Origin of the sequence: Rhizobium sp. AC44/96 (assembly GCF_001692185.1) — a bacterium.
Classification (GTDB): Bacteria; Pseudomonadota; Alphaproteobacteria; order Rhizobiales; family Rhizobiaceae; genus Rhizobium.
Genome location: NZ_LXKO01000003.1, coordinates 95,953 through 108,397, shown reverse-complemented (window position 1 = coordinate 108,397; position 12,445 = coordinate 95,953). Strand labels below are relative to the sequence as shown.

The 12,445-nt window shown below is 60.0% G+C and carries 7 protein-coding genes; 4 read left to right on the top strand and 3 right to left on the bottom strand.

Annotated elements, in window-relative coordinates; all coding sequences use genetic code 11:
* Nucleotides 1-77 precede the first annotated feature (77 nt).
* Together A6U87_RS07240 and purH are read left to right on the top strand one after the other, a co-directional pair.
* A complete protein-coding gene (locus tag A6U87_RS07240; protein ID WP_083199315.1) occupies nucleotides 78-1,748 on the top strand; it encodes a heparinase II/III family protein in 1,671 nt (556 codons plus the stop codon).
* A 95-nt stretch (nucleotides 1,749-1,843) separates the two neighbouring features.
* Nucleotides 1,844-3,460, top strand: coding sequence for a bifunctional phosphoribosylaminoimidazolecarboxamide formyltransferase/IMP cyclohydrolase (gene purH, locus A6U87_RS07235; protein ID WP_065690582.1), 1,617 nt, complete (start codon nucleotides 1,844-1,846; stop codon nucleotides 3,458-3,460).
* A gap of 19 nt (nucleotides 3,461-3,479) precedes the next feature.
* Here the strand turns inward: purH and A6U87_RS07230 are convergent, their stop codons facing one another.
* Both A6U87_RS07230 and A6U87_RS07225 read right to left on the bottom strand, forming a co-directional pair.
* Nucleotides 3,480-4,868, bottom strand: coding sequence for an MFS transporter (locus A6U87_RS07230; RefSeq protein ID WP_198928684.1), 1,389 nt, complete (start codon nucleotides 4,866-4,868; stop codon nucleotides 3,480-3,482).
* Nucleotides 4,869-4,896: 28 nt separating this feature from the next.
* Nucleotides 4,897-9,672 (bottom strand): NAD-glutamate dehydrogenase, encoded by a 4,776-nt coding sequence (locus tag A6U87_RS07225; protein ID WP_065690581.1) that lies wholly within the window; start codon nucleotides 9,670-9,672, stop codon nucleotides 4,897-4,899.
* 259 nt (nucleotides 9,673-9,931) lie between these two features.
* Here A6U87_RS07225 and pdxY point away from each other — a divergent pair, with 259 nt between their 5' ends.
* Together pdxY and A6U87_RS07215 are read left to right on the top strand one after the other, a co-directional pair.
* Complete coding sequence (gene pdxY / locus A6U87_RS07220; RefSeq protein WP_065690580.1) at nucleotides 9,932-10,807, top strand: pyridoxal kinase PdxY; 876 nt, start codon at nucleotides 9,932-9,934, stop codon at nucleotides 10,805-10,807.
* Nucleotides 10,808-10,876: 69 nt separating this feature from the next.
* Nucleotides 10,877-11,518, top strand: a complete 642-nt coding sequence (locus tag A6U87_RS07215; RefSeq protein WP_065690579.1) for a carbonic anhydrase — start codon at nucleotides 10,877-10,879, stop codon at nucleotides 11,516-11,518.
* Nucleotides 11,519-11,577: 59 nt separating this feature from the next.
* Here the strand turns inward: A6U87_RS07215 and A6U87_RS07210 are convergent, their stop codons facing one another.
* Nucleotides 11,578-12,399: a lytic transglycosylase domain-containing protein gene (locus A6U87_RS07210; RefSeq protein ID WP_065690578.1), complete on the bottom strand. Its 822-nt coding sequence runs from the start codon at nucleotides 12,397-12,399 to the stop codon at nucleotides 11,578-11,580.
* Between the last annotated feature and the right edge of the window lie 46 nt (nucleotides 12,400-12,445).

Genomic DNA, 12,445 nt, shown 5'->3' with positions numbered 1-12,445 from the left:
CACAATTTCATAGACGGCCTGCGCCGTTTCCGGACTTGTTCATCCATTCTTAACGACGCGGGTCAATTACGATAGGCATGTTGTCTGGACGGTTTTCGAGTCTTTACGTTGGAGAGGCTTGGCGGCGCATGCGTTGCCGCGCCGCGCTTTTGCGCTTGCGCCTGTTTCGGCACGGATCCTATGCGCCAGATCGCCTGATCGTGGCGCCCACTGACCTGCGTGCGATTGATCCGCACGTTGCCGAAGAGATCCTGAGTGGCCGCTTTCCGCTTGCCGGGCGCCTGCTTGAGACCGGCGGCAAGTCGCCCTTCACTTTCAGCCTGCCGTCGCGCTCGTTTGCATTGCGCCTTCACAGCTTTGGTTGGCTCCGGCACATGCGGACCAAGAAGAGCGACCTTCATTCGAATGTCGCACGCGCCATCGTCGGCAGTTGGCTTTCCATTCATGGCGGGCGTATTGAAGGCATCGCTTGGGAAATTGATGTTACGGCGCAGCGCGTTATAGCTTGGCTCTCGCATTCGCCGGTCGTCCTGTACAATGCCGACCGAGGCTTCTACAGGCGCTTCATGCGGTCACTTGCGTTCCAGGTCCGGTTCTTGCGACGCATGGCGCAATATGCCCCTCCTGGGGAGGTCCGGTTCCGATTGCGCATCGCGCTTGCCATGGCGTCGATCGCCATGCCGGCGCGAGCGAGTGTGCTGCGAAAGGCGGCGGACGCCCTGGACCTGGAGTTCGATAGCCAGATTCTTCCCGATGGGGGTCATATCTCGCGCAATCCGCGAGCGGGGCTGGAGCTCCTTCTCGATCTTCTCCCACTTCGTCAAACCTATGTGAATCTTGGACACGACCTGCCGCAGAAGCTGATATCGGGTATCGACCGAATGTATCCGGCCCTTCGCTTCTTCCGACATCAGGACGGCGACCTTGCGCTCTTCAACGGTGCGACGTCCACACAGGCGAACGAGCTCGTTTCGTTGCTGCGCTACGATGAGACAGCCGGCGAGCCATTCAAGGCGATGCCCCACTCGCGCTATCAGCGCCTCGCGGCGGGGCGTACTGCGGTTATTGCCGATACCGGAGCGCCGCCGCCTGGCAGGCAATCGCAAACCGCGCATGCCGGCAGCCTGTCCTTCGAAATGTCGTCGGGGCGCCATCGCTTCATCGTCAATTCGGGCTCGCCGAAGTTTGCGGCGCGGCGATACATCCAGATCGCGCGGACAACCGCCGCCCACACCACAGTGACGCTCAACGACACGTCATCCAGTCGCTTTGCTCCTTCGGAGTTCGTTGCGAATGTGATTGTCGATGGTGTGCAGAACGTCAACGTCGAGCGAGCGATTGCTGACGACGGCCGCGATGTCATCAAGGCCAGTCATGATGGTTACCTGAAGACGTTCGGCGTGTTGCATGAGCGCGAGCTCACGCTCAACGCAACAGGCTCGATTCTGACCGGATGCGATCGTCTTATCATGCCAGAGGAGCGCAAGCGCGATGAGCCGTTGCGCGCGACCGCACGCTTCCACGTTCATCCTTCGATCAACCTCAACAGGATGGATCGGGAGTCGGTGTTGATGACGGCGCCCGACGGAGAAGCCTGGCTGTTCTCCACGCCAGGCAATGAAGCCCTGATTTCGGATGATGTGTTCTTCGCCGACGCCTCCGGCGTCTGCGGTTCCGATCAGATCGAAATCAGCTTCTCCTACCCGGAAAAGCCGGAAATACGCTGGTTTTTATCCCGCAGAAGCTAGTGACTGTTTGCGTGGAAGCAAAGCTGTGGTAACGCGGCGCCATAATCCGTGCACCTTTGCCGGATGTCTCCCGAAGACCCGAACGGAGAAGCCTCATGGCCGTTGTTTCCAAAAAAATCCCCGCCCCTGACAAGGTCAAAGTCAAGACCGCTTTGCTGTCCGTGTCGGACAAGACCGGCATCGTTGAGCTTGCACGCGCGCTTGCCACACAGGGTGTCCGGTTGCTTTCGACCGGCGGCACGCACAAGGCTATTGCCGCCGCTGGCCTCGCCGTAACTGATGTGTCCGAGATCACGGAGTTTCCGGAGATCATGGACGGACGTGTGAAGACGCTGCATCCGCGCGTTCATGGCGGCGTTCTCGCCATTCGCGACGATGCCGAACACCAAGAAGCAATGAAGACCCACGGTATCGAGGGGATCGATCTCGTGGTGGTCAATCTCTACCCCTTCGAGGACGTTCGTGCTGCGGGCGGCGATTATCCGACGACGGTCGAGAACATCGATATCGGCGGCCCTGCCATGATCCGCGCTTCGGCAAAGAACCATGCCTATGTCGCGATCCTGACCGATCCCGCTGACTATGCTGAACTGCTGGAACAGCTGTCGTCGGATGGCGGACAGACCGCCTACGCCTTTCGCCAGCGCATGGCCGCAAAGGCGTTTGCTCGCACCGCGGCCTATGATGCGATGATCTCCAACTGGTTTGCCGACGCATTGTCGATCGAAACGCCGCGCCACCGCGTGATTGGCGGCGTGCTGAAGGAAGAGATGCGTTACGGCGAAAACCCGCATCAGAAGGCGGCCTTCTACGTTACCGGCGAGCGTCGCCCCGGTGTTTCGACGGCTACGCTCATTCAGGGCAAGCAGCTCTCCTACAACAACATCAACGATACCGATGCCGCGTACGAGCTGGTCGCGGAATTTTTGCCGGAGAGATCCGCCGCGTGTGCCATCATCAAGCACGCCAATCCTTGCGGCGTCGCAACTGGAGACAGTCTGCTCGAGGCCTATCAGCGCGCTCTTGCCTGCGACTCGGTCTCCGCCTTCGGTGGGATCATCGCCCTTAACCAAACGCTGGATGCTGCAACGGCAGAAGAGATTATCAAGCTCTTCACCGAAGTCATTATCGCTCCCGATGCGACCGACGAAGCCAAGGCGATCGTCGCCCGCAAAGCGAACCTGCGCCTGCTCGCGGCCGGTGGCCTTCCTGATCCTCGCGCGGCAGGGCTGACGGCGAAAACCGTTTCGGGTGGTCTGCTGGTGCAAAGCCGGGACAACGGCATGGTCGAGGATCTGGAGCTGAAGGTGGTGACAAATCGCGCGCCGTCTGCCCAGGAACTGCAAGACATGAAGTTCGCCTTCAAGGTCGCCAAGCATATCAAATCGAACGCGGTGGTCTATGCGAAGAATGGCCAGACCGCCGGCATTGGTGCCGGCCAGATGAGCCGGGTGGATTCGGCGCGTATCGCGGGCCTCAAGGCAGAGGAGGCCGCCAAGGCACTCGGTCTGGCTGTGCCGCTAACGCACGGTTCGGCTGTTGCTTCCGAAGCATTCCTGCCATTCGCTGACGGCTTGCTGTCAATGATCGCCGCCGGCGCAACGTCGGTAATCCAGCCTGGTGGCTCGATGCGTGACCAGGAAGTCATCGACGCCGCCAATGAGCACAACGTGGCGATGGTCTTTACGGGCATGCGCCATTTCCGCCACTGAGCGGACGTACGAGTTTCCGCTACGCCCTGTCCGCTGGATAGGGCGTACGGATCAGGATGATCAGGCCGCCGGCAAGAAACAGCACGAGTGTTGCCATGCCGAAGCGGGACGAGTCGGTCATATAAGTGACGATCGAGAAGATCAGGGTTGCCATGAAGCTCGTCGCGCGACCCGACAGCGCGTAAATTCCAAAATAACGCCCGGCCTCCTCGAGGCTGACGCTTCGCGCGAGATAGGATCGCGACGAGGCCTGGACCGGCCCAAACGCTAGGCCGATCAGAAGTCCGTAGCCGATATAGGCCTTTTCCGCGGCGGTCCCGAAAAGACCACCGGTATCGGCGGTCGGCAGCGCAACCAAGCCGAAGAGGGTAAAGCCAGGTCCGGTCGAAACAATCCCGGCGGTCGCAATCAGCAGCATGGTCAAGCTGACGATCACGGTCGCCTTCGAGCCCATGCGCGCATCCAGGCGACCAGCGATCAGGCAGCCGAAAATTGCGACCACGTTGAGAATGATGCCGTAAATGCCGATCTCGATCGTTGCCCAGCCAAACATGCCGGCTGCGAATGCTCCACCCAGGATCAGAAGTCCGTTGACACCGTCCTGATAGATCATGCGGGCGATGAGGAAACGAAAGATCCCGCCTCGCTGCTTGAGTTCGCCAAGAGTATTCCTCACCTCCCCCAGCCCGGAACGCACGGCCGCCACGAAGGGAAGACCGCGCTTTGCGTCAGGGGTGAAGAAGAACATTGGCAGGATGAAGATGAGGTACCAGACCCCTGAGATCGGTCCGGTAATGCGGGCGTCCTCGCCGGTGTGCGGATCGAGGCCGAAGAGCGGATCGATCCCGAGGATTGTCTTGCCGCTTTCGGGGCTGCCGGCAAGCAAGGCCACCACGGCGATCAGCACGATCATTCCGCCCAGATAGCCCAACCCCCAGGCTGTGTTCGACAGCTTTCCAACTTCCGTCTTGTCGACAAGTCGCGGCATCATCGAATCGTTGAAGACGATCGAAAACTCAGCGGCAATCGACGCCAGGATCATGAAGATCATGGGGTAAATGACAGACGACCCCGGCGCTGCACACCAGAGGCCGAAGAGGCTTGCAATCTTGACGACGGCAAAGGCACCAATCCAGGGCTTTCGCGCTCCTGACTGGTCTGCGATCGAGCCTAGAATGGGAGACAGCACAGCGATGATGATCGACGAAATCGTCGCTGTGTTACTCCACAACGTCTGAGCGGAAACGGGGTCCTCGGTCAACCGCGACACAAAATAAGGGCCGAAGATGAAGGTCGTAACGACGGTGAAGAACGGCTGCGCCGCCCAGTCGAAGAGCATCCAACCCCAGATGCCCCTTTTCGACGCCTTGGCAGGCCGCGTCCCGGTCCAGTCGATGCGATTCACCAATCAGCTCCCATTTTGGAAGCGGACTTTCTCACCTCGTCCCGTCTCGCGCAAGATCGGTCAGCAAACCGGCTGCGACGGTGATTCGTGCGAGATTGGGATCTCCGCCTTCGCTCAAGCTCGACAGCTCTTCGGCAATGCGGTTGATCCTGATCCGGTCGCCCGCATGCCAAGCCTGGACCGGAAGCTTTTCCTTGCCATGGTTGGAAAGCACCGCGGTGACGATGTCGCGTCTCGCGCTGGCGATCTGGTCCAGGCTCCGTGCAAGCGCCAGGCTCTCATAGTGATCCGAGGTCACGATGCGGGCACCGGCGGCAAGCAACCGTCCGATCCGGAAGGTTCTCGTTACCGCGAAGTAGCTCTCGGCGGCGCGAACCAGCGTTTCGCCGGTGCGTTCGGCGATCTGCATGATCTCCGGCACCAGGGCAAAACCAAGCAGATGCGCGATCTCGGACGCCAGGCCTTCCGGCAGTCCTGCCTCGCGATACTCGCTTTGACGCGCATCGAGCTCCGGCACGACCTGACCGGCAAAAACGGGCTTGAGCTTCTTGAAGGCAGCCTGCAGCCGCTCAACGGTTTCGCCAATATTGCCCCGTGCCATCTGGGTCTTCAGCAGCAGCCGGGTAAGGACAGTGAAGATGTGGCTGATCTCTTCATAGATGCGATTTTGCATCTGCCCTGAGATCTTGCCGTCCAGAGCGTCCGTCTCGGCCCACAGTCGCCCGAGATCGAAACCGTCGCGAGCAATGATGGCCGCGCGAACCACCTCAGCCGCCGAGGTCGCTGTGGCATCCATCATGCTGACGGCAAAGCCGGGACCGCCGCGGTTGATCGCTTCGTTGGCCAGTACCGTCGCGATGATTTCACGCTTCAGGCGATGTTCCGTGATATCGGTCGCATTGGTCTTTTGCATCTTCGCCGGGAAGTAGCGAGAGAGCGTTGCCGCGAAATAGGGATCGTCAGGCAGGTCGCTGGCCGCAAGGGCGTCGAAAAGCACAATCTTGGCGTAGGAGAGCAGGACGCCGATCTCCGGCCGTGTCAGCGGCTTGCCGCCCGCGTAGCGCTCGGCCAGGGTCGTGTCGTCAGGAAGTGTCTCGACCTTGCGATTGAGCTGCTTTGCGGCCTCCAGCACGGTCATGAAGCGGGCAAGTTCCAACCCGTTGGCGACACCCTTGCGTTCGGTCAGCGAGATCGCCAGCGACTGAAGGTAATTGTTGCGCAGCACGAGTGCCGCTACTTCCTCGGTCATCGACGACAGAAGCTGGTCGCGCTTCCCGCGCGTCAGGCGTCCGTCATGCATGGCGGCGGCCAACGCGATCTTGATGTTGACCTCGACGTCGGAGGTGTTCACGCCGGCCGAGTTGTCGATCGCATCCGAATTGCATCGGCCGCCCTTGAGGCTGTAGGCGATGCGACCCTTCTGCGTGACCCCGAGATTGGCCCCTTCGCCGATGACCCTGGCACGAACCTCGTCGGCACTGACACGGATCGGATCGTTCGCGCGATCGCCGACATCAGCGTCCGTCTCGGAGGCTGCCTTCACATACGTACCGATGCCGCCGAACCACAACAGGTCGATCTGGCTCTTAAGGATCGCCGTAATGATCTCGAACGGCGTGGCGACTGTCTTGTCGATGCCGATCGCCGCTGCGGCCTCTGGCGTCAGCGTCACCGATTTCACCGAACGGGAGATGATCATTGCGCCTGGGGAGAGGATGCTCTTGTCGAAGTCCTGCCAGCTTGAGCGAGCGAGATTGAATAGGCGCCGCCGCTCTTCCAGCGTCTTTGCCATATCCGGATCCGGATCGATGAAGATGTCGCGATGGTCGAACGCAGCCACCAGCCGGATCTTCGGCGACAGCAGCATGCCGTTGCCGAATACATCGCCCGACATATCGCCGACACCGGCAACGCTGAACGGCGTCGTCTGGATATCGATATCCATTTCCCGGAAATGACGCTTGACGGTTTCCCAGGCGCCGCGAGCGGTAATGCCCATCTTCTTGTGGTCGTACCCGGCCGAGCCGCCAGAGGCGAAGGCATCGTCGAGCCAGAAGCCGGCTTCCTGGGCGAGCGCATTGGCCGTGTCCGAGAATGTCGCCGTGCCTTTATCCGCCGCAACGACGAAATAGGGGTCGTCGCCATCGAGCCGCACGGTATCCTTTGGTGCTAGGATCTCCATGCCGGAAATATTGTCGGTGATCGACAAGAGCGTGCGAATGTAGGTTTTGTAGGCCTCACGTCCGGAATTGAAAATCTCGTCGCGGTTGCCGCCAACGGGAAGCTTCTTGGGGTAGAAACCACCCTTGGCACCGACCGGTACGATGACCGCGTTCTTGACCTGCTGGGCCTTGACCAGACCGAGCACTTCCGTCCGATAGTCTTCGGCGCGGTCCGACCAGCGAAGGCCCCCACGGGCGATCTTGCCGAAGCGCAGATGAACGCCTTCCACCTCGACGCCGTAGACGAATATCTCACGGAACGGTCGCGGCTCAGGAAGGCCATCCACGGCAAAGGGATCGAGTTTGAAGGCGAGCATCGCCTTCGCGGTGCCGTCCTCGTTGCGCTGGAAGTAGTTCGTCCTCAGCGTGGCGTCGACGACGTTGACGTAACGGCGCAAAATACGATCGTCATCGAGGCTCGGAACCTCCGCCAGCGCTGTCTCGATCTTTCCGTGCAGTTCGGCAGCCTTCTTGATCCTCGCTTTTTCAGCAGTTCGCGGGTCCAGCGTATCGTGGAACAACCGGAAGATCAGTGCGGCGATAGCCGGATACTTATCGAGCGTTGTCGCGATGTAGTCCTGCGAATAGGCGATGCCTGCCTGGCGCAGGTAGCGCGCATAGGCGCGAAGAACGCTGGTCTCGCGAGCCGACAGGTCGGCGGAGACGATAAGCCGGTTGAAGTTGTCGTTGTCGATAATGCCGCTGAAAGCCGACAGGAAGGCTTCTTCAAGCGCCGGACCTTGGCGCGCGAGATCGACATCAAGGCCGCCGCGGGCTTCAAGCTCCATATCGTGAAGAACGACCAGGTGTTCGGAGCCATCGTTCAGCGTCACGTCGATATCGAAGGTTCCTTCGCTGATCACGTTGAAACCGAGATTTTCGAGCAAGGGTACGCGCCGGGACAGCGCAAGCTGGCCGCCGGCGTGGAAGATCTTCAAGCATAGCAGATCCACTTCGTCCTTACGTCGCGTGTAGAAGGCGATCCGGATCTGTTCGCCTGCCGCGCAACCAGCGATGTCTTCGAGGTCACTGAAGGTTTCTTCCGGCGGAAAGAGATCCTGGAAAGCGTGACTGACCTGGATCCTTGGCGCCTTGGGGCCGGCCAAGGCTTCGAAGCGGTCGTCCCAGCGTGCGGTGATGACGCGGATCGCTTCTTCGAGGCGTGCTTGCGGCACCCGCGGCGTCTTGCCGCCGGAGCGTCCGATGATGAAGTGCACGCGGGCGACACCACCCTCCGGGAAGGCGGGGTAGTAGGCGGACACGCGACCATCGTAGATCGTCTTCAGATACGTTCCGATCTTCTCGCGCACGATGGAGTCATATTCTTCGCGCGGGACGTAGACGATCACGGAAACGAAGCGATCGAAGTGGTCGATACGTGGCAGGGCGCGGACACGGGGTCGGTCGGCCAGATCGTTGATCTGTTCGGCGAAAGTTGCCAGCAGCGTCGTGTCGATCTGGAAGAGATCGTCGCGCGGGTAGGATTCCAGCGTGTTGTCGAGCATGCGACCCGAATGGCTCATCGGATCGAAGCCGAAATGTTCTTTCACCTTTTCGATTTTCGAACGTAGCAGCGGAATATCGCTGGCCAACGAGGTGTAGGCCGTGGACGTAAACAGGCCGACGATGCGCAGTTCGCCGGTGACGTTGCCATCCGCGTCGAAGCGTTTGACGCCGACATAGTCCATATAGGCTCGCCGGTGGACGATTGATTTCACGTTCGCCTTGGTGACGATGAGGAAGTCCGGGCCATCCAGGAACGCCAGAATTTCGGGAGTCGTGGTCACGGCATCCTTGCCGGTGCGCAGCACCAGCACGTCGGGATTGGAAAGAATACCCAGACCCGTTCCCTTGTCGCGCTCGACTTTGGCGCTCGATCCCTTGCCCGAGTAAAGATATTCGCGCATGCCGAGGAAGGTGAAATTCGCATCGCGCAACCACGTCAGAAACGCGATCGCTTCGTCCCGTTCAGCCTTCCTGCGGCCGGCAGGATAAGAGGACAGCTCGTCGATCACGGTGCCAAGCCGCGCTACCATCGGTTTCCAATCGGACACCGTCAGCCTCACCTGCTCGACAACAGCTCCGATGCGCTTGATCAGATCGCTCGCCTGCGCAGCCGTGAGCGGAGAGATATGCAGCTGGATGTGGCTGACGCGATTGGCTGGTTCGCTTGGCGCGTCGGCCACATAGAGCTCTGGAACTCCTCCGTCCTTCATGACCAGAATCGGGTGCACGGCCATGAAGAGATCGCGATAGCTACTCGTGACCTCGCCCATCACCGATTCATAGAGGAAGGGCATATTGTGGTCGGTAACCGAGAGGATCGATACCGCCGTTCCGTTTGGCGCTACGTCTGCGACGGTCTCAATGCTGATGCGAGGAGTTTTGCGGCTCCATGCCCCGAGTTCACGGGCGCAATGAACCGCTGAAAGCGCCAGCATCTCCGGCGTGTAGGCCTCGAGGTCGTCGTTGCTTGCCCGACCGAAGAGAATTTCTGGATCGATGTGACTCTCGCCTATGGCAGCGGCGATCTTGCTCGCGCTTTCGAGCTGTTTTTCCCGCTTAGGATTGTTTCGAGCAGCCATCCCAGATGTTCCCTCATGTGTTGGATTTTCGGCAGGTTAGCAGAAGATTGGACGGAAAAATCTCTAAAAGAAGGCGGAAACGGACAGCTTTCGTGCGTTTTTTCCCTCGAAGACGCCTGATTCTTAAAAGAATGCGGAACTTTTTCATTTTGGTGATTGCTCCGGTTCGGAGACATCGCATGTCCGGATGAAGGACGGTTGACAGTTGCTCGTCAAAAAGGAGATCTACGGAAACGAATAGAATTCGGATCGGAAGAAGATGTCCCAGAATACAGCGGGAACTGTGATCGTGATCTCGAGCCATGTGGTACGTGGCTCAGTCGGAAACCGTGCAGCCGTATTCGCGCTGGAAACACTCGGCCATCAGGTTTGGGCATTGCCGACCATCGTTCTGCCATGGCATCCCGGCCACGGGCGATCTACGCGGCTAACCTTCGCCGAGGCCGATTTCGATGCCGCGATCGACGATCTCATCCGCGCACCCTGGATTGGCGAGGTCCGAGCGGTTCTTACGGGGTATTTTGGCAACGCTGCGCAGGCGCGTTCGGTCGCACGGCTCGTCGCCGCGCTGCGGGAACGAGATCCGGATCTCTTCTATGTTTGCGATCCCGTGATGGGAGACCTGGGCGGCCTCTATGTACCGGAGGCGACCGCCGAGGCCATCCGGGACCATCTTATTCCGCTGGCCTCGCTTGCGACACCCAACAGGTATGAGCTGGCCTGGCTCGCTGGCGCTCCGCTTGAGGACAATACCGCGATCATCGATGCCGCGCTGTCGCTTGGACCTTCGCGTATGCTCGTTACTTCCGCGGTACCGATGATGGCCGGCGGTACCGGAAATCTCTATCTTTCGGGACGGCATGCCCTGCTTGCCGAGCATCGCCTTGTCGAAAAGCCGCCGAACGGTCTCGGCGACCTGCTTGCCGCCCTGTTCCTCTCCCGGCTCCTGTCGGGAATGGAGGATGAGAAGGCGCTCCAGCTAGCAACGGCAAGCGTCTACGAGGTTCTCGCGCGCGCCGTTAAACGTGGTAGCGATGAACTGACGCTTGCAAGCGACGCGTCCAGCCTGGCAACGCCGATGGCCATGGTGCAGATGCGGCGGCTGCTGCATCCGGCGCAGAGACGAAAGAGCTAGCTTTCTTCGTGGCGGTGATTTTGCACTGCTATGGTTGATCTTGTCCGGTTCCCGCTGTAATCGAATGACATGCAGCGTTTTCCAAACACCCTTCTGGACGGCTATCGCAACTTCATGAGCGGGCGTTATGCCGATGCTCGTGACCGCTATAAGACGCTCGCCGAGAACGGCCAGAGCCCAAGCACCCTCGTCGTAGCCTGTTCAGACTCGCGCGCTGCGCCGGAGCTGATATTCGATGCGGGCCCCGGCGAGCTGTTCGTTGTTCGCAATGTCGCCAACATGGTGCCGCCCTACGAACCGGACGGCCATTTCCATGCCACCTCGGCAGCATTGGAATTCGCTGTTCAGGTGCTGAAGGTTTCAGACATCGTCGTGATGGGACACGGTCGTTGCGGCGGTATTCGCGCAGCGCTCGATCCCAACGCCGAACCGCTGTCGCCCGGCGACTTTATCGGTCGTTGGATGTCGCTTTTACGGCCGGCTGCGGAGCAGATCCAGAGTAACGACATCATGACGCCAGGCGAGCGACAGACAGCGCTTGAGCGTATTTCGATCCGAAACTCGATCGATAATCTCAGAACGTTTCCGAACATCAAGGCGCTGGAAGAAGCCGGCCAGATCCAACTTCATGGTTCCTGGTTCGATATTTCGACCGGTGAGCTCTGGGTGATGGATGCGGAGACGCGCGACTTCGTTCGCCCCGAAATCTAAGCACAAATAAAAAAGCGCCGAAGTTGCCTCCGGCGCTTTGCTAGACAGCTGTGTCCGGCTTAATTGGCGTCGATCTGCTGGCCGATGTAGGCAATTGCCTGCTGGTAGACCGTCGCGGCGTTCCAGCCTGCAATGGCCGCAAAGTTCGGCTCGCCCGGCTGATAACCGGCACCAGCCTGCCAGCCGTGGCCCTTGAGGAAGTTTGCCGTGGAGGCAAGCGCATCTGCGCGCGACCCGACCATGTCAACACGGCCATCGCCATCCCCATCGACGCCGAAATTGACGACGTTGCGAGGCAGGAACTGAGTCTGGCCGATTTCGCCGTGAGCGGCGCCGCGTGCCTGCGGATTGAGATAGCCTTCCGAGACCAGCTGAAGCGCTGCGTAGAGCTGATCGGTGAAATAATCGGAGCGGCGGCAGTCGTAAGCGAGGGTCGAAACAGCAGACATTGTGTGCTGGTTGCCCATGTAGCTGCCGAAACCTGTCTCCATGCCCCAGATGGCGATCAGCGGGCCTGCTGGCACGCCGTACTTCCGCTCGATGGATGCAAACAGGGGAGCGTTGGCACGCTTCATGCCCTTGCCGCGGGAAATGATGGCTGCGCCGCCGCGCTTCTGCATGAAGGCATCAAACGACAGCTTGAAGCTCTTTTGGCCGCGGTCGGCCGCGATCGTCGGGCGATTGTAGGCGACATTCGCGAAGGCTCGGTCGAGCACGGCGCGGTTTACGCCGCTGGCAGCCGCTTCCTGCTTGAATGCGCTGACCCAGGCGTCGAAGCCAGCACCGGTGTTACCGCACTGTGCTCCTTGAGCTGCCGCTGGAACTGCGTGAAGAATGGCGGCAGCCGCGGCTGCAGCCAGCAAGAACTTTGTCATGCGCATGGAGAGTTACCCCGATCCCGATCAACTTAACCTGCAAACGGGCTAA

Excerpts from the sequence above, each read along its gene's own strand:
- A6U87_RS07210 (WP_065690578.1), bottom strand. The coding sequence starts at position 12,399 with ATGCGCATGACAAAGTTCTTGCTGGCTGCAGCCGCGGCTGCCGCCATT.
- A6U87_RS07215 (WP_065690579.1), top strand. The coding sequence starts at position 10,877 with ATGCAGCGTTTTCCAAACACCCTTCTGGACGGCTATCGCAACTTCATG.
- purH (WP_065690582.1), top strand. The coding sequence starts at position 1,844 with ATGGCCGTTGTTTCCAAAAAAATCCCCGCCCCTGACAAGGTCAAAGTC.
- A6U87_RS07240 (WP_083199315.1), top strand. The coding sequence starts at position 78 with ATGTTGTCTGGACGGTTTTCGAGTCTTTACGTTGGAGAGGCTTGGCGG.
- pdxY (WP_065690580.1), top strand. The coding sequence starts at position 9,932 with ATGTCCCAGAATACAGCGGGAACTGTGATCGTGATCTCGAGCCATGTG.
- A6U87_RS07225 (WP_065690581.1), bottom strand. The coding sequence starts at position 9,672 with ATGGCTGCTCGAAACAATCCTAAGCGGGAAAAACAGCTCGAAAGCGCG.